Origin of the sequence: Catenovulum sp. 2E275 (assembly GCF_025515275.1) — a bacterium.
In the GTDB taxonomy this organism is placed as follows: domain Bacteria; phylum Pseudomonadota; class Gammaproteobacteria; order Enterobacterales; family Alteromonadaceae; genus Catenovulum.
Window position 1 is genome coordinate 1 of sequence record NZ_JAOPFU010000062.1, and the last position, 18,631, is coordinate 18,631.

Below are 18,631 nucleotides of genomic sequence, written 5' to 3' on the forward strand. Positions count from 1 at the left end.
TTCAAAATACGAAATTAATATATATAAAAGATATTAATATCATAATGTTAAGGCTAGTATGTTGATGAATTTATCCAAAAACAGTCAAACACCCTTGCTTGGCGCAGAACATTAAATTTTTATTATTCACCAACGATAAACTCGCATGATTTTCATGCGAGTCGTTTGAATTGCTATTTATAATGATATTTGTAATAGAATCATTATTAAAAATATTAAACAAATCATGTTTTTAGTTTCAATATTCATGCTTACTCCACTTTTTTTAAGAAAAAAAATGGTATCACGTTCTTTAATTTGTCAATTGAAGTAGAACGACGAATTTCGCATGTCTACTTTTCGATTTAATTGAAATTAATTTAACATAATTTATATTATGAGCTTTTTTGTGTGGCATTAAGTCTGCTAACTTTTTAAAAGCTTAGATTTTAATACACAGTTTAATTTAGCTATCGAAAGTGCAGATACAGCTAGTAGCGCTGGAACAGTCCACTCAGTTAGAATTTTCTTGGTTGGCCATATTAACTTAATGCTTTCACGTTCAGAGCATTAACTCTATTCCAATGGGGCTTAAAGCCCCTTAACTAATTCATCTTCAATTTTCTGCAATCGCGACAATTCATCCCAATCATCGTTATCAATAGCTTTAGCCTTTGTGTTTTGAATGGCTGTATAATCCATATTTTTAACATGGCGTTCGTAGTTTTCATTCGCTTTAAACTGTGACATCTTTTCCCCTCTCATTCCAATATGTTAAACGTTGTAGTCAATCAAAACTGAGCTAGCTGATAAGTTACCTTCACACGGGTTATCTAACTTCATTCCTCCGCGATTTCCAAGCTCGTATTCAACCCACTCTCTAATCTCTTCGTCAGTCGCATTTACTGGGACAACTGCTTTGAAAGTAACCTCTATTTCTTTGTAATCTGACATAGCTAACAATCCAACATCTTCCATACAACTGTCATTCATTCGACAAAACAATGTGGCGCTATGCTTCTTAACAAGCAATTTGTCCAGGCTCAGAGCCAGCTGTCTGTACTCCGCTGCAGGAGACTGAAAGGTTGATATCCCGGCTTCAACGTAAATAGGAATAAAATACATACGACTCAAGATTACACATCGAATAACTGTTTATGTATACAGTTGTTTTAGCTTTTTATTGGATAGAGTCAATTTGCCTGTTGTGGGAGAATAAAAAAGTTCATACTAAAATGGCAGCAATCACATAGGCATGCTGCCACCTCAAACCGGCTGAACGTAATTACTCAGTGGCAGGTTCACTGGAATCAGCTTACTTTTATTTATGATTGCAGCCTGAAGTGTTGTGAAGAAATCTCTCATTTTCTTTCGTTGCGCAACAGAATACGCTTTCCTCAGGTATGGATAACTATATAGCGAAGGTATTTATCGAAAAAAAGATTTTAAATTCGGATATCTACTGGTAACTGTCGTTTTTGTTCAATCTTTCATATCACCCATCACCTACTATTTTCGTTAGAGAAAGCGGCACTTCATCTCTGATGCAGCTCTTTCATTCGTGATAACACTACATCCATAGTTAGGAAAAATAGCCATGTTAGAAATCAAGCCAATCGAAACACTAGAAGTAATTAATGAACTAAAAAAACAGTATTTTGAAAAATCGACAGCACCACTTGATGGTATGTGGCACTTTGGTTTTGTTCCCATCTCTTCTCATTTTGGTTTTTATGAGGACGATACTTTAGTTGGGTACTGCTGCATTGACGGAGACGGCTATATGTTGCAGTTTTATTTGTCACAAGCAGCCCAAACTAAGGCGAAAGAACTGTTTACTTTGATCACTGAGCAAAACAGCTCAGTGATCGGTTCCATTAAAGGTGCTTTTGTGAGTACTGCGGAACCTTACTATCTTTCGCTTTGCTTAGATAACTCATCTTCGTTTAAAATAAATGCTTTAATGTATCAACAAGTTACCCCATTTGTTTCTGCAAACGTAACAAGCTTGGATATAACTCTTGCACGTCAGGAACAATTGGCTGAGTTCGTTGAATTTGCAGTGAGTAATATTGGTGCTCCAAGACAATGGTTGTCAGAGTACTTCAGTAATCTAATAAAACGAGAAGAGCTTCGGGGATATTGGAGGGATGGGAAGTTAATAGCAACGGGTGAGTGTCGTCTGTTTGATGAACATCAGACTCAATATGCAGACTTAGGGATGATTGTAGCCGAGTCAGAACGAGGTCAGGGGATTGCCACTCGTGTACTAAACAGTTTGGTAAAAGTAGCCAATGAATACGGTTTAATTCCTATCTGCTCAACTGAAAGTGGCAACTTTAGCGCTCAAAAGGCGATACAACGAGCGGGGTTTGAACCACTAAACCGCATTATCCAGATTGAATTTGACCATCAATGGTCAGTTAATGGGTAAGACTTTGCGCCAATCTGGTCAGCGTTTATTTATGAAAATGCTAACCTAGCATATAGTGATAGTTGATACCGCGAATTGATTGAGAATATTATGATCCATTGGCTAAAGCCTTCAAAAATACCCGTAGTTGCAAAATACATTGAGTGTTATTGGTTAATTGAAAAGCGTCCCGATGCAAACATTTTCGATTACCCGAAATTAAACCCTGATCCATCTGCTCATCTGATTATTTCTCCCGCCAAACAAAGCTATCACTATGATATGAACCCTGGATCTGCTGATGGTAAAGGGAGCCACTGGTTGTTTCCCCATCATCAGACGCTTCAACTCGATCACTCAAAACCTTTTATCCATCTTGGAATCAAGTTTCATATTGGAGCTTTTTATCCACTGAAACTATTCTCAGGTCACCAGACACTACTTGATTGTGTTGAAGAAGTTCAGCTAAGTACACTGTTTTCTGATCTATTTGAGGGAGAGATGAAACTGTTTGAGCTGGCACGAAGTAATCCAGATTTGTGTTGTAACAAATTGGATAGTCTGTTGTTGCCGTTGGCTTTGAACAGCCATGAGGATCAGCATAGCGAGATTACACGAAAAGCTCTTCAGGCGCTGGACTCAGTGTCAATTTCAGAACTGGGTAACCAGCTATGCTGCTCACAACGTACAGTAGAAAGAAGCTTTAACAGGGTGACAGGTTTAACGTTAAAACAGTGTCAGTCTATGAATAAACTTGAGGCTATGCTGGAGTACCTTTACCAACGCGAATCTGATGATATCGATTGGGTCGACATTGCACTTCGATTTGGTTTTAGCGATCAACCTCACCTCATCCGCTACTTAAAGAAACAAATTGGCGTAACACCTAAAACATACGAAAAAGAGCGAGGTTTAACTATTGATGTGTATGGCGGCGTTAGCTCTAAGTAATCTGTCGGAAATGTTCAATCAAGTCGATAGTCACATAGGTTTGCTGCCATTTCTAAAACGTTTATGTTCAACGCTTAGCTAACAATTGTGACTAGCTCGGTTATGCCCCAAAACGTGTTTTGGCAAATGCCTCAAAGAGCGAATTGCAGAGCCTCATACTAACGTATTTAGCCGATCCCAAATGGCCGCTATAAGAATATTACGGTCAATCTTAATTCATGATTTTTAATTCAATTAAGTCTCATATTGTTTGATTTCATAACCCTACCAAAAATTGTGTGATTATTTTTACGGTTTTTCTTGGTTTACTTGCTTTGTTGTTAGTTCGTTTGATAGATAAAGGTCAATAAAATACCTAGCAGGATGCAAAGTCTCTTTGCTCTGGCATATTTACGAATCCTCCAGTGCCATAATTATCAATAGAAGTACGTCCGTTAATCAGTGTATCAATGTCCAACTTTTCATTTTTAAACATAGGATTTCCTTTTTTCAAGCCTGTTCAGAGCTGTTTGCTGCATTAGAATTTTTGATATTAAGGAGCTCTGGCATTTGTTGAGCAACAAGTTGGTTACGTTGATTTCTGGCATCTATTTCAGCTTTTATTTTATCGTAAGCTTGTTGTAGTCGAGATTTTGGATCCCAGTCATCTGTTTTTGGCACAGTTGGAAGTTTTGCCAACTCTTGAAGTTCTTCTACAAGCTTAATTGCTATCAAACCAAGTTCCGCATATTTTTCTATTCGAGCTTCGAAAAGTTCTTCATAGTCTGGAGGATAAGAGGCATATTTCCACTCGGTACTGATATAGGCATTTGCATCATGAACACGGCTGGGCAATCTTAATATTTTATACATCAAGTTTGTTGGTAAAGATTTCCAGTTAACATCGACTTTGAGTGGCTCAAAAATCAGGTGTTTTGACCTGAGGCGAAAGGCGACCTTGTTCATCTCTTCGACCATGAAAAAGACCATCATCGTACGCTACTTCAAGGCATCCAGAAGTAAAACGTTCCAATAAGCAGCTAATCTGAATGGCTAAGTAAGTCTACTCTTTTTTCTTTACACGATGAAACCACCAATCCTTTGCGGTGGCTAACATAGCGCCGATGATAACACCGGCTAGTCCAATAATAGCAGCTTCTAATTTCATTTTTATTATTCCTGTTCAAACTTAAGCACCTTGCTACAACTAGGTACGTTGCTGCAAAGTACCGCCGTGATGATTCAAAATCATCAAACTCAGGTTGGATATTCCCTAAATACCCAACGCAAATGATCTTGGTTAGCAGGCATTAGTTCTGTTTTGTTTAGAGACAGCAATCTTTGACCGGCGCTTCGAACGATAGACTCTGGTAAAAAATCACGGTATACAAATTCAGTTAGATGGTTTTCTATTTGCTGATAAACGTTGTAAGCATTATCAACGGGCACAAAACAAATCTGGCATTCATTTCCCTTGGTGCCGATAAATACTCGTAACTCATGGCCTCGAATCATCCCTAGATTTAGCTGCTCATATTCTGGTAAATTTCCGATAAATTGATGAATAAAGCACACATTGATATCTCTTAATGCTGCTTTTGAACCATCATAAAGGACTTCCCAATCATCCGCTTGATAAATTGATTTCGGAGATAATTGTTGGTCTTTGTTGAAAGTAGAAAGAAATGATTGCCAATTAGGCAATAAAGGTTTGAATGACTGGCTCTTCACCAAGCAAGCGACTTGAAGTGGCGGCAAATCTCTTAATTGATATGGCAGACGCTTGACTGAATAAAGCAGATGGTTAGGATTCGCCAACAGTGACATGTGCTGCATTATTGATATGACTTCGTACTCTCTTGATGTATTCCCCATGTTCATTTCGCTGTCGTCAAATAAATCAAAATGGTCATTTCGATATTCAATTAGAAATGCCAGATAACTATCACGGCCAGCACCAGGTCTCCCCTCTAAAGCAAAGGCATAAATGTTTCGTATGGATTCTTCCATATCAACAGCATCGCGAATAATTTGAATTATTGCGTCTTTGGAACCGTAAGTGGTACGGGGAAGTTTTTGTCTTACGACAGTTGCATTTGTGTTAGCTAACACCAACTCGATTGCTGGTATGTTCATATTTTTCCTTAGCACATTGGCATTCAGCCAAAGCATTATTAAGTAAAATTGTGTGGCGCCATCAGTTCTCTGAAAAGCATTTGTTCACAATATCAACATTTACCAACCTGAGCAATATTAAATTTACTCTCTAATATTTTCGAGTTATAAAAAAGCCCCGCAGCTAGTTTAGCGAGTGTGAGGCTTTGGATTCAATATAGATAACTTATTTATAGTTTGGACTATTCGAGTCGAATGATTTACTTAATTCTTCTTTAAAAGCTATGTAATCATTCCATTTTTTAGGTAACTCAAATACGCTTTCGATACCAAAAAAATCTTCCAATTCGTATGAGTATGTACCGGTTTGAATATAATCAGAAACATACTCGCTAATCCAAGGTTCTTTAAACATATCTCTCGTAATTTTTCCGTCTAAAAACTGCATCGCGAACTTTTTGAGACTCAAATCTCCAGCTTCAACTTTTTCGAATGCGCTAGAGTAAGGCTCTTTAGTTAAATCAGATGCCAATAAATCCTTAGATAATGCCCATCCATAAAGGAGTGTGAAAATTGGTAAAGCATCCTCAACACTTTTACTATCTGGCTCATAGCCTTCATAGTCTTCAATAGATAAAATCAAATTCAACTTCAGTTACTCCTGTATTTTAATAGGAGGCAATGTTCTCAAGAACTGCTTCTTATTATGTGTCATGACTTGCCATTCTACGGTTGTAGGGCCTATTTGTGTGCCTGTTCCCTGTTCCGTAGCGCCAACAGCACCAATTTGCAGGTCTTTTTGCATTTGGAAAGTCTGGAACGTACCACGTATTGCTAGTTTACCAGCTTCAACCGTTCTTGAGATAGGGTTAAGTTTTTTGGTAATAGAAGCAGGTCCTTTTTTCTCTTTATCCTTCATCGTCTTAATCTCAATCAGACGAGTTTTATCTCCTTTTTGCGCAACGATATCCATAACTCTTACGGCAGTATCGCCTCCACCCATATCAACATTCATACGCACTTCATTTCGAACATTCCAGCCCTGTTTCTTGAGCTTCTGGCTTTGAATCTTAACTGCTTGTTCATGTCGTTTTCTATTTTCAAAAATATCTGCTTCCCTTCCATCAGGGTCGATATATTTATGCGGGTTGTTATTGGCATATGTATAACGGTTAAACCCATGAAGGTTTCCTTTGCTCAAATGTGCTAAAGAATCAACCGGATCATTCGAATAGAAACGACCTATGACTGGATCATAGTATCGTGCCTGCATATAAATGAGCGAAGATTCTTCATCATATACATGCCCAGTGTAACTAGATTCATTATTTAATGAATCTGTATTATCCGGTTGTCCGAATGGAGTGTAGTGCAATCTGTCTGTCACAGTGCCATTGCTATTAGATTTGGCAATGATAGATCCCTGAAAATCTGTATGAATATAAACTATTTCTGCATTTAGATAGCTAATATTTAACCAAAATAATGCTAAAAACATCGCTTTCAAAGTATTCATTATTTAATTCCTTTTAATAATCTATTGTTATATCAAGACTAATATTGGCACTTGAGATTCCACCATTCCCATCGCTTATAGTGTATGTAATCGTTTGATCAGATAAGCTATTCACGATAATGTAGGTTCCATCAGAACTAATACTCACCTCTTTTCCAGTAGCACTAGTTAGGATTAACCGATCTCCATCTGGATCAGAATCATTCACTAAAGGATAAATTACTGTTGTATACTCACCATACTCAAGAATCGATTTGATTGTGTCATTTACTGCGGAGGGAGGGTGATTTCCAGTGTTGGAATCAGTTGTATTTTCCGCAATAAATTTTTTGCCTAGATAAATGTTATTTGTTAATAACCCAGGTCTTTTTTTAAATATTAACTTTCCTTCATCGTTATAAAAGAAATAATTTTCGACACCTCTTACTGATTTTTTTACTCGTTTATCTTGGCCATCGTAGGTAAAACGAATATAGTCTTTATTTGTAATAACATTTTCAGCCAAATTATAGGTAAAATTAGTATTGTTACCATTAGTTAATATATTTCCGCGACCATCATAAGTAAACTGATAATTAGTAGTACCCCCGACAGATTCTAGTCGTTTATTTGAATCATAACTGTAGACTAAATTCTTATTTCCTAGTGTGTAAGAAAGAATATTTCCCATGGTGTCATATGACAACTGCCCGCTACCTTGAAAACTGTCATTGATAGCATTGAGTCTGTTCACCCCATCATACCCCAAATCAAGTGTGTAGTGGCTGTTCTGGTCATCCCTTAAAAACGTTAAATTACCATTACTATCAAAATCTAAATAATGGTCAAAAGCTTGCGTACCTAAACGAACATCATAGATATCTTTAGGTAATCCACTATTATGTTGCGTTACTGTATGGATAAATCCATTTCCGTAAGTAAACGTTCGAATCATGCCATTGGCAAAATATTTTGCATTATTTGCGTAATTTGAAGCCTTGGTAGCTTGCCCTAAAGCATTCGGAGAGTAACTCACGATTTCACCGTTTGGATAAGTAATTGAACTTAGGTTACTATTTGCATCATATCCATATGCAAGCAACCAGTTATAGCCATCTATCTGCAATCGTTCTCTTGTAACTTGATTTAAATCATTGTAAATATAAGTATTAGTTACTCCATTTGACACGATTGACAATAGATTATCGTTTTCATCATGAGAGTAAATTTTGGTTGGACTCCCATCACCGTAACTTACGGTAGCTAGGTTTCCATGGAAATCATAAGTATAAGCCGTTATCTCTGATGAATCGAAAATTGTGTCACAACTATCGATTGCCGAGCCGACTGAAGCGCCATGAACCATTGTTGTAACTTCACCTAAAACATTATAAGTGTAAGCTCTGTTGCCAATGTCTGGGCGAACTGATTTACATAATTGTTGATTCGAGTTGTAGACTAGATTTTCAGTTGCCCCTCCTTGAGTTATTGATATCAAATTATAGTGAGTATTGTATTCATACTCTGTACGGATCGACTCTGGAGATTCAATTAAAGTTGCGAGTTTATAATTTGGAGCACCGAAAGCCAGATATGTTGTGATTGTATGGTTGTTTAAATTGTCAATTTTAGATATGCGATTATCCGAATGATAAGTGAAATCTATTTGCCCAGTGACTGAGTTATCGTTCTCTACAACAACTCGTTTCAACATATCATATTCAAATACCGTCCCATAGAGTGTTGATTGCTCTGAGGACGGCTTACTTTGATAAGTAATTTTATTGTCGATATCCCAGTCAGTTCTGGTGTATCGCATTGTTGAGTTGGGCTCTGAAACATCCCACTCTTTGGTAAATCTTGGGCGAAGAAAGGAATCATAATAAGTAACATGCCTGCTATTACCGCGACTTACTGATTGCTTTAACATACCAACATCTATATATTCAAAACCAGATTCCTGTGTTGAAACTGATTCATAAGAGATATTTATATTATTCCAATACGTATTACATGGGGATACTAATGTTATTCTACCCAGTAGATCATAATCAAATTCAATACATTCTCCTTCGAAGTCGTACTGTTTTGTAATAAAACCATCGTCATTTATTGTCTGTGTAGCGTATTGAGTATCTGTATGATCTTCCGTAGAAGGGCGAACAATTGTTTGAGGGATCCCACGTTTATAGTTGCTATAATTAAACCATCTACCTGTCAATATTTCACTGACTCTTCGAGGATTACCTAAAGTATAACTATTAAAGAGTTTATAAGTTAGACCGTGTTTAGCCAGTGAATATGGTAAGGAACTATAATTATGCGTTGAAGCATAATAAGTAATATTATTAACCAGTTCATAAGTATCAGTCGAATCACCTATATAAGTTTTTTCTGGCAAACCAAAAATCCAGTTTAAAGTATCGTGTTTATAGGTGTATTTTTTATATTTTTTTTCAGAACTGAAGTCATTATACTCTTCGACAGTTAAGGGATAATCGTAATCTCCAAAACTTGTAATATCTGTTGTATATGTATTACTCTTTAAGTCTTCAAATATAGTTACTTTCTTGGAAACCAATTTCGGCTTTTGGGAATTTTGGCTTGTCAAATTAGTCTCAGTAGGAACAAAATCTGACGCATAGAATGTTCCAGGTTCATAATTATATAAAACCTCTTTAAGCGGGGTGCCATCAACATTGTAAAAAATTTCTGCAAATAGTTTATTTTTGAAATAACTAAACGCATCTCGGTTAAAATAGCGCGTGATGTAACTATTGTCTGGTCTAATTATTTTTGTCCACTTGTAATCATAATTATTGATATTTCGAGGTATTTCACCGGAAAACATCATGTTTGAGTCGATGTTGTTATAATAACTTTCATCATGTGGAACATCTCTGTAATATCCTTCATTTAAAGAATATTCATAACGCCAAATAGACTCAGGAACTCCAGTACCAGAAACAGATTTTTTGAGCAAACTATAAAAATAAGAACAGCGGGATGAAGTTGTGTGTATGTTGCCTATCGGGCCGGAATTTTTAGGATCAATTTTTGCTGTGCCATGTGTTGTAAAACCCAGCCAAAACTTACCAACAGCCCCATCTGGATGCTGTATTGTAATTGTTGGCGTAGCTGTTAGAGTATCAGTTCCTTGTTTATTTGAAATAACTCCATCACCGTCACCATTTTTATCACCAATTATATTTTCGATATCACACCAAGAGACTAATCCGTCATTAGGATACTTGTTACTATCCCTTTTTTGTAGATTGTATATCCATTGTTTACCATCCGGTCTAGTAACAGTGCCAGTTGAATAGATTGCATCTTCAGTTAAATCATACAGCCATGTTTTTCCATTCGCGGTAGCCGTTGTCAATTTATTATTTATATAACCTATTGAAATATTTCGGTTATCACTGCTAGTAATACTAGTTAGCAAGCCATCGATATTTCTATTATATTTAACCCAATTTCCGAATCTATCTTCTACTTTAGACGCATAAAAATTAACACGATACATTTCGTAAGTTTTATTAGACTCTTTAATTTCATTATGAGAATAGTTTGCTACAATCTTTGTATCAAATGTATATCTGACCCCTTTGGGAGAAACTGCTTCATACCAAGAACCGCTACTACTTTCAGAGGTGACACAGCTCACGACCCACTTGGATGCTGTGGTAAATATGTGCCCCGAACCATTATAAGGAAGAGTTTCATTTTTAAAGTGTAGGCTTTCATTAATCTTCCCAGGAATAATCAAATTTGGAGGGATATTCTGCTTATAACTTTTCATGAAATAGCCTTCACCAGAACCAAATTCACCTAATGAAATGAAAATTGGATTAGCAATATGACTTTTAGTGCAATCTTCGCTCGCCACGGCTTTGGGCCCATAACCTACAACCTGAAACTCCAATCGAGGGGTTTCAGGTAAAGACCATCCTTTATCTTGATAGGTCGTACTAGTTGAATATGTTCGTCTAAAAGCAACCTCTATATCAAAGTTACCAGGTATATTTATATCTATATACTCGAACTTCACCCTACCTGAACTTTCGTCAATTTTTTCTCCTAAAACAGTGTGGTCATAAGGGGTAAGAACATAGTTTCCTTTATTAATATCGTAAAAATCAAATTCATAGTTATAGAATTGACCAGGTACGCCAACTCCATCCTCAGCATAAGATTTTTTTTGGGGGGGGAGCAAGAAAAAAAACGCTAAAATCAAACTACTTGCAAATAATTTTCCAATCATTATTAATCCTTTTTATAAGTGTTTAAGATTTTCAACTTAATTAGATGTTCAAATTTAATCTCTTTAGAACAGAATTATCTATGTACTAAACGATTGAACTATTACAAATTTTCAGTAATTTCATATATTTCATAAAAATTTAATATTGAGTGATAGACTGTTAGAGCCTGAATCGCCACTAGTTTTCTAGACATCTCATAGTTAGATTTGGAATGAAATTAATTTCTGATTCGTTTTTTGTCTGCTTTGCTCCAGAATTTAATACTGAGGGATCAAAATACCCAGTTTCTTCTTCTGGCACGACACTGACCCAAAACGTGTTTTGGCGAATGCCTCAAAAGAGCGAGAAGCAGAACTTCATCAATGTGGGATTAAACGTCCGCTAACCAAGACAAATCAGTCCAGAGAAAACAGATAAAACATTTAATCTAGTACAAATACGTTTTTTCAGTTTGGTAACTATAATGTCGAGTTCCGATCTCAGCCCTCACAAATTCTAAAAATGGTGGTTTATACATATTCCCACTCTCAATAATTAAAACTGTATATTTACAGCGCTATTAGCGTTAAATGTTGTCCCCCTAATGATCATACGTATATTTGATAGAGTTTTTCTTCAAATCTACTATTATTAAGGAAACAATTATGAGCAACGAGATCAGTTTGGAAAGTACAGAATTTGAAAAAACAGTAGCAGAAATGCATAAGTTGAACGCAGAAACTCGTAAATTGCTTAGCGAGCAGAGTTTTAGTGATAAAAAAGCCAAGTGGTATGAATTAACACTGATTTTTGCCGCAATAGGTTTAACTATAGCTTTTACAAAGCTGTTTTTATAACTCAAAAGTCTAGACATAGACATTAATCTTATGTGGAGTTGTCTTTTCAACTCATTATTGTCCAACGCTTAGCTAGCAACTGTGACTAGATCGGTTATGCCCCAAAGCTTGTTAGTTCCATTACTGCACGTTTTTGCGCAAAAGCACACCCAAATATGCAACAGAGTGATATTATTGATAGTGCTATAACCGCGTATCCTATGGTTCAGAAATTAATCCACAGGACTAAAGAAAGAAATAACTCGGTCAGAATCATGAGTAAAAATAGTAAGCTTCGTAGAGATGCTAAACGGAAAAAAGCTAAAAAAACGAACAAAAATACAAATGCTATCCCACAAAAATCAGACACTGCTTCTATGCCAGTTATGACACAGGTCAACAATCCATTTTCTGGATTATCCGACGAACAACGCAAAGAAGCACTATCTAAAATGGGAGAAAAAAGTAAAGAGATCGTTATTGAATCTCTCGATTTTTTTGAGGACACGTTGCGTAAGTATGACGCTATAACATTGATCTCTAATATTGCGTGTTATGGCCTTACTATTGGTGTAAGTGATTCAGGAGTATCGTCAAGGGGTTCTGCCTCAGGAGTGCAACAAGCGCATGTAGAGTTACTTCAAGCAATTTTGTTAAAAATACCTGAGGATGAAGTTGGTTTATACCCGATAACTCCAGATGTTGTGCAAACTGTTATAGATAAGCTTCAGGAAGTTAGTCATGCGTTTGCATTTAGTCGAATTAGTGATAGTTCGACTGAACTTTCCGATAGCGAAAGTGCAATAAGCCTCATTCAAGAAAAGCTAAGAGGTCACACTCAGATAGTTCGAAACTGGGGTTACTACTCTCAAGTAAAAACGGTGTGTAAAGAGTTATACTCAAATTTCGATGGCTTGCTGTCTAATAAGTTGGGCTTTACCGCTTCAGATATCATTGCAACTTTCGAAGCCCTAACAGACATCATGGAAGATAATTTATCACAACGCTTTAAAGTCTTGTCTGAGCTTACCAAGGCAAAGAAACCATTTGATCTGCTGTTAAGGTATCACCAGTTGATTGGTCAAGGACAAAAGGAAGCTGAAGAATTTGCACGCCAGATAGATATATCACGCATGTCTAAGCAGAAAGTGTTTGCAATGTGTTTGTCCCATTTCGATTTGAGAATGGCAGACTACTATCTGATTGACTTTGATAAGGTCTCTGAAGCAACAGGCTTAGAACCTTGCAAAGTAAAAGAGATTGCTGATTTGTTCTCGTATTCTCCTGGTGATTTAAAGAATAAAAAGACCTTCTTCTTTTTTCTAGATAACCCTGTTTGGCACAAACCAATAATTGTTTCTGGAAACAAGTACTACTGCATACTACCTCAACTATTCTTTAGCTTCGCTCTAGGTACGTTAGACGAGATAGTTGAACAATATGATAAAGAGGGGCTACATAAGCGGCGAGCCTTATATTTAGAAAATAAAATTGAAAGCATTGTAAAGACACGCTTTCCTACGTCTAAAGTCGTTTCTGGGATTAAGTGGAGCCATGATGATGCGCAGTACGAAACTGATCTTATCGCTTTTATTGATTCGCATGCGATTATCATAGAAGCCAAATCTCACAAAATCTCAAAACCAGCGTTGAGAGGTGCACCAGATCGAATAAGAAGGCACCTTCAAGAAGTACTGATTGATCCTAGCGTTCAGTCCTATCGTTTAGAGCAAAAACTTAATGAGATTCGAGATGCAAATTTACTTGATGATTTAGTTGAGAATTTGCCGATTAATATTCACAACATTAATAAGGTTCTGAGAGTTTCGGTATCATTGGAAGACTTTGCTACCCTTCAGTCAAACTTACGCTTATTCGAAGCCACTGGCTGGCTTCCTGATGAGTTTGTGGCTTGTCCTTCTATGAATATCGGGGATTTCGAAACCTTGTTTGACCTCTTAGAACATCCAGTTCAGATAGTGCATTACCTATTGAGAAGGATAGAACTTGAAGGGAGTTACAAGTTTGTTGGTGATGAATTAGACTTCTTAGGACTGTATCTTTCAACTTTGCTGAACATGGGAAATATGGCTGATGATCCATCTATGGAGGTGATTATTACTGACATGTCAAATCCAATAGATCTCTACTATATGTCTAAAGAACAAGGGATTAATGTAGATAAGCCTCAGCCTAAGACGTCGCGTTGGTTCAGAGATATATTCCACATACTTGAACAAAGAGCGACACCGCGATGGAGTGAGATCGGCTGTATTTTGAATCGTTTTCCTCCAGACGATCAAAGAAAGATGGTGAAGCATATTGCAGACCTTTCGAAAGTTGTCCAGAGAAACTGGGAAATCGAAGGTCACAAAAATAGCCTGATCTACAGTCCACCTGAGAGTTCAGAGTATGCTTTAGCTGTCGTGCTATTTAAAAATGAAAACCGTGAAAAACGCTACGATTTTATTGACAATGCATCGTCAATGGGACTGGAGCCTGACCATGTAAAATACTGCCTAGTTATTGCAGTGAATATTGATCAGGAAGACCAACCTTACCACTTCATTGCACTGACTGAGAAAGAAATATCAAATGCCAAGAGTCTAGAAGAAGTAGCTAACGTAAGTTAGCACTTAGCTTAGCTCCAACTTTTGGTGGACAAGGGAAGTCCGCCAGCCACATTAAGGCAGGTCATTTAGCTGCAATATTGGAAGAAATCCGAACAGTCAGATTCCTCCATGGGTAGTAACTCACTTTTGTCCAAAATCGAGTTTATCCGACCGTCTGCTTCTATCCCATTTTTGAAATTGATGACCAGATATTTTTTGTACATAAAACGTTTTAAATGGAATCGACGAAACATTCAAAATACGAAATTCATACATATAAAAGATATTAATATCATAATGTTAAGGCTAGTATGTTGATGAATTTATCCAAAAACAGTCAAACACCCATAATTGCTTGCTAATGCATAGCCAACTATCAAATAATCCCAACATGCTTGTTAATGTTAAAATAAAAAGACTTTTAAATTAAATATAAGAGATGTTATAGTTTTATTTAAATTATGGCATGTTGGGATTAACAGTAAGTGACTAGTAACTTTTAGGGAAACTCAACAAACGTTATATTATTATTTGATGATATTGCCGGTAATGTTATACGCTCACGAATCCCCTCATAATATTGAAAAGATTCAATCATATAGACACGCATGGTGCAATTTGAGCTAATTAATTTCGCCAAAAACGCTTGGCTTTGGTCAACTCGGACGAAAAAGCCCAATCAATGCAAACCTGTATTTATACAAAGGAAAAGACAAAGGTCGCAAAGATAAACGCCCATCAAATCGCCAAACTTTATGCCAAACGCATGCAAATTGAAGAAAGCTTTCGAGATGTGAAAAGCCCTCAATATGGGCTTGGCCTGCGCCATAGTAATAGTCGTGATACAAAGCGGTTTGATATCTTATTATTGATTGCCATGTTAGAAGAATGGGTATTGCGACTAATCGGTCTGATTGCCCGTCAACGTGGTTGGGATAAAGTATTCCAAGCCAATACCATACGAAAAAGAGCTGTACTATCGACTATTCGTTTGGGTCGTGAAGTACGAAAACGATGGCGAGAGTATCGAATATCAATGAGTGATATTCACCAAGCAATAGCCCTATCTACCAAGCTAATACAACAAGAAGGAATGGCTAAATTATGAGAGGATCCCCCAGTGTCATACGTTGAATCCAATCATCAAAAGCCATATAGAAATGCCCAGGGCGGCAAATATGGCTCGCATTTAATTACACAAATGCGAGCTTTGAGAATTTTAACTTCAAAAGTAAGCTTATATTAACTTTGTAGAGTTATAATGCTTTAACACATAATAAAATCCGCATGTGATATTTTTATAAATAAATTTTTACCGGATATTTTCTCAATAGTAAATACAAATATCTATCCAGGATGTAGATAACTGTGATAGATATGATTTTTCTAACTATGTTGAACTTGATAAAAACAAATTGTGTCTGCGATTGAACAATTAGCATATCTAATAAACAGATCGGCATCGACGCTCTAAGCGTCTTACCAAATTAGGTTATTTCTGAAAGATCGAGCTGTTTAAGGTAGTAAGTCTTTAGGCGAGCATTTTAAAACTGATGCCAGAGCATAAAGCTTTTCTACTGTAATATTCATCTCGCCTCGTTCAATTCGACCTATGTAACTCCGGTCCATGTCGGCCAGCTCTGCTAATTTGTCCTGTGCTAATCCAATATCTGTTCTCTTTGATCGAATATTGGCTCCTAATTTTTTAGCTAAGTCTCTCATTTTTTGTAGCTTTAAAAATAAAAGACTATCTTTTTTTGCGGTTTATAAATCCACGGCTTATAATCCTCTTTTTTTTATTCTCTGATATAATAATGCCTAACTCAAAAGTCACCTTGATAAATCCGACCCTTCATAAAATATTTTTAAATAGCAATAATGTTTATATCGACATCAAACATATTAGAGAGCTTTTCATTGAACAAACCAAACTAAAAGTTTCAACGGAAGAGCTGAATAAGCTTCTGTACCGTCAATTGAGTCGGCTCGTTAAATATAAAGCTCTAGAAAAAAAGAGAGCAACTGGTAGTAAAAAAGTTATTTACCGAAGTTCGCGAGAATTCGAAAATATGAATTTTAAATTTAAAATTTTCTCATTAGAGAGTGAGCAGAACTCCAGTGCAGTGGCGGCTATTCCTGTCTCAGAATCCTCACAAACCATACTGGTGCGTGAATTAAAAAAATATGAAATTGATTTTCAATCATCTATTGCAGAGTCTGAGGAATATAAGCGTCTGCTTTCAATAGTTCCGGATATGAAAAAAACCTTAGAACAGCATTATTTAGTGGCTTGTCATAAATCAAATGAATTACTGGGGAAAATAAAAGCAATTAAGACCGTCCTTCAAAATATCGCTGCGGATTAACAATGAAATTACGAAATTGGCAAAACGAATGCATTGATCTTGCGTTTAAACATTACCTAAATCAACGCCATTTTTTATGTTTAGCAACACCTGCAGCTGGCAAAACGATTATGTCCGCAAGTTTAGCTAAAAAGTTATTTGTTGAAGATAAGATAGATTTCGTTATTTGTTTTTCACCAAGTGTGACAACCGCTGAAAATGCAAGAGATGTGTTTGAACGAGTAATGAGTTTGAAATTTGATGGTTTGTTTGGCTCAGTTGGACGTTCTATGACCTACCAAGCAATGTTGCACTTAGATTATGATTTTTGGGATATTTTAAAATCACATCGAGTTTTTATTGTATTTGATGAAATTCATCATTGTGCCGGTAGTGAATTCGTTCATGGAAACGCCTGGGGACAATCTATACTCAATAATATCAAAGATAAAGCTGAATTTATTTTAGCTATGAGCGGTACGCCTTGGAGAAGTGATTCGTTACCAATCACTTTAACTCATTATGCAGATTCTAATGGGAGAATTAGTACGCATTATCGATATGGCCTTGCTCGCGCTATTTCAGATAAGGTTTGCCGGGTACCACAGATCACTTTAATTGATAACGACAAAATTCTAGTCACACACAAATCAGAGCAAAGCAGTTATAGAAGCTTTCAAGAATTATTTAATCAAAAAGTGGTTAGTTATAGCGAGCTACTGCACAATAAAAACGCACTCAAATATATTCTTCAAGCCTCAGTAGATAAATTAGCTTCAATTCGAGAGAGTAACCCAAATGCGGCAGGGCTTGTTGTAGCGACATCGGTTTCACATGCGCAGATAATTCAGAAGCTAATGAAAAAAGAATTTGGACAAATAGCAGAGATCGTTAGCTACAAAACAGAGAACTCAGCCAAGAGAATAAGTAGGTTTAAAGAAAGTTCTGCGCCTTGGATCATCAGCATTGGAATGATTTCAGAAGGGACAGATATACCTAGGCTCCAAGTATGTTGTCATTTAAGCAGAGTGAAAACTGAATTATACTTCAGGCAAATTATTGGGCGAATATTGAGAGTCACAGGCAACCATACTGAACTAGCATGGTTATACACTTTTGCTGAACCAAACCTCAGCAATTATGCTCAGCGATTAAACCAAGATATACCGAATTACAATGTTATTTTAAATGATAAAAGTGAGATAAATAAATTAAATTTAAACCCAGCAGTTACTGAAAATTTGAAAAGTTCAAATAAAAAACCTTCTCCAGTAAAATCAAACAATACGACAGACAATATATTACTTGAGCTAAACTCAAAAGCTGTTTTGACTGCAGAAAATACTCAAGCTTATACTCACTGGGACATCCTAGGCCATTTTAGACAGCAACTCATTCATGCATTTCAGTCTCCTTTTTAGGAAGAAATTGAAATGGCAGCCAATATAGGAAACGCAATTGAACCCGTCCAGTAAACTAAAATTATCGGCAATGTCAGACTGTAACGGTCAACTAAATTTGGAGACATGTTTAGGCACTTTTTAGTAACTTCTGCTCATATTGGACAGGTGAAATATTTCCCAGCTTATAGTGTTTCCGTTTTTGATTATAAAATGGTTCTATGTAATCGATTATGTCAGCCATTGCCTGATGGCGAGT

16 protein-coding genes are annotated in these 18,631 nt (G+C 36.5%); 7 read left to right on the forward strand and 9 right to left on the reverse strand.

Going from position 1 to position 18,631, the window contains the following annotated elements:
* Positions 1-570: 570 nt before the first annotated feature.
* Together N7931_RS17730 and N7931_RS17735 are read right to left on the reverse strand one after the other, a co-directional pair.
* Complete coding sequence (locus N7931_RS17730; protein ID WP_262795684.1) at positions 571-729, reverse strand: hypothetical protein; 159 nt, start codon at positions 727-729, stop codon at positions 571-573.
* A 24-nt stretch (positions 730-753) separates the two neighbouring features.
* Entirely contained in the window at positions 754-972 is a 219-nt protein-coding gene (locus tag N7931_RS17735; RefSeq protein ID WP_262795685.1) for a hypothetical protein, read from the reverse strand.
* A gap of 604 nt (positions 973-1,576) precedes the next feature.
* Between N7931_RS17735 and N7931_RS17740 the strand changes: the two genes are divergently transcribed.
* The gene (locus N7931_RS17740) at positions 1,577-2,413 is read left to right on the forward strand and encodes a GNAT family N-acetyltransferase (RefSeq protein ID WP_262795686.1); all 837 of its coding nucleotides are present in this window, start codon (positions 1,577-1,579) and stop codon (positions 2,411-2,413) included.
* Positions 2,414-2,503: 90 nt separating this feature from the next.
* Positions 2,504-3,343 (forward strand): helix-turn-helix domain-containing protein, encoded by an 840-nt coding sequence (locus N7931_RS17745; protein ID WP_262795687.1) that lies wholly within the window; start codon positions 2,504-2,506, stop codon positions 3,341-3,343.
* A gap of 489 nt (positions 3,344-3,832) precedes the next feature.
* Here N7931_RS17745 and N7931_RS17750 read toward each other — a convergent pair whose 3' ends face one another.
* The 5 genes from N7931_RS17750 to N7931_RS17770 form a co-directional block, all read right to left on the reverse strand.
* Positions 3,833-4,300 carry a hypothetical protein gene (locus N7931_RS17750; RefSeq protein WP_262795688.1) on the reverse strand — a complete coding sequence of 156 codons (468 nt, stop codon included), beginning with the start codon at positions 4,298-4,300 and terminating at the stop codon, positions 3,833-3,835.
* A 279-nt stretch (positions 4,301-4,579) separates the two neighbouring features.
* A complete protein-coding gene (locus N7931_RS17755) occupies positions 4,580-5,458 on the reverse strand; it encodes a hypothetical protein (protein ID WP_262795689.1) in 879 nt (292 codons plus the stop codon).
* A 205-nt stretch (positions 5,459-5,663) separates the two neighbouring features.
* Positions 5,664-6,086, reverse strand: a complete 423-nt coding sequence (locus tag N7931_RS17760; protein ID WP_262795690.1) for a hypothetical protein — start codon at positions 6,084-6,086, stop codon at positions 5,664-5,666.
* A 6-nt stretch (positions 6,087-6,092) separates the two neighbouring features.
* Positions 6,093-6,953: an RHS repeat domain-containing protein gene (locus N7931_RS17765; protein WP_262795691.1), complete on the reverse strand. Its 861-nt coding sequence runs from the start codon at positions 6,951-6,953 to the stop codon at positions 6,093-6,095.
* A 13-nt stretch (positions 6,954-6,966) separates the two neighbouring features.
* Positions 6,967-11,199, reverse strand: coding sequence for an Ig-like domain-containing protein (locus N7931_RS17770; RefSeq protein ID WP_262795692.1), 4,233 nt, complete (start codon positions 11,197-11,199; stop codon positions 6,967-6,969).
* Between the two features lie 645 nt (positions 11,200-11,844).
* Between N7931_RS17770 and N7931_RS17775 the strand changes: the two genes are divergently transcribed.
* The 3 genes from N7931_RS17775 to N7931_RS17785 all read left to right on the forward strand — a co-directional run bounded on the left by N7931_RS17775 (position 11,845) and on the right by N7931_RS17785 (position 15,735).
* Complete coding sequence (locus N7931_RS17775) at positions 11,845-12,036, forward strand: hypothetical protein (protein WP_262795693.1); 192 nt, start codon at positions 11,845-11,847, stop codon at positions 12,034-12,036.
* A gap of 254 nt (positions 12,037-12,290) precedes the next feature.
* A complete protein-coding gene (locus N7931_RS17780; RefSeq protein ID WP_262795694.1) occupies positions 12,291-14,648 on the forward strand; it encodes a hypothetical protein in 2,358 nt (785 codons plus the stop codon).
* Positions 14,649-15,309: 661 nt separating this feature from the next.
* Positions 15,310-15,735: a transposase gene (locus N7931_RS17785; protein WP_262795695.1), complete on the forward strand. Its 426-nt coding sequence runs from the start codon at positions 15,310-15,312 to the stop codon at positions 15,733-15,735.
* 407 nt (positions 15,736-16,142) lie between these two features.
* Here N7931_RS17785 and N7931_RS17790 read toward each other — a convergent pair whose 3' ends face one another.
* The gene (locus N7931_RS17790; RefSeq protein ID WP_262795696.1) at positions 16,143-16,349 is read right to left on the reverse strand and encodes a helix-turn-helix domain-containing protein; all 207 of its coding nucleotides are present in this window, start codon (positions 16,347-16,349) and stop codon (positions 16,143-16,145) included.
* Positions 16,350-16,441: 92 nt separating this feature from the next.
* Between N7931_RS17790 and N7931_RS17795 the strand changes: the two genes are divergently transcribed.
* Positions 16,442-16,993, forward strand: a complete 552-nt coding sequence (locus N7931_RS17795) for a hypothetical protein (protein ID WP_262795697.1) — start codon at positions 16,442-16,444, stop codon at positions 16,991-16,993.
* Between the two features lie 2 nt (positions 16,994-16,995).
* The gene (locus tag N7931_RS17800) at positions 16,996-18,393 is read left to right on the forward strand and encodes a DEAD/DEAH box helicase (protein WP_262795698.1); all 1,398 of its coding nucleotides are present in this window, start codon (positions 16,996-16,998) and stop codon (positions 18,391-18,393) included.
* Between the two features lie 109 nt (positions 18,394-18,502).
* Here the strand turns inward: N7931_RS17800 and N7931_RS19630 are convergent.
* On the reverse strand, positions 18,503-18,631 hold a 129-nt coding region (locus N7931_RS19630; RefSeq protein WP_410369361.1), incomplete at its 5' end, for an IS3 family transposase.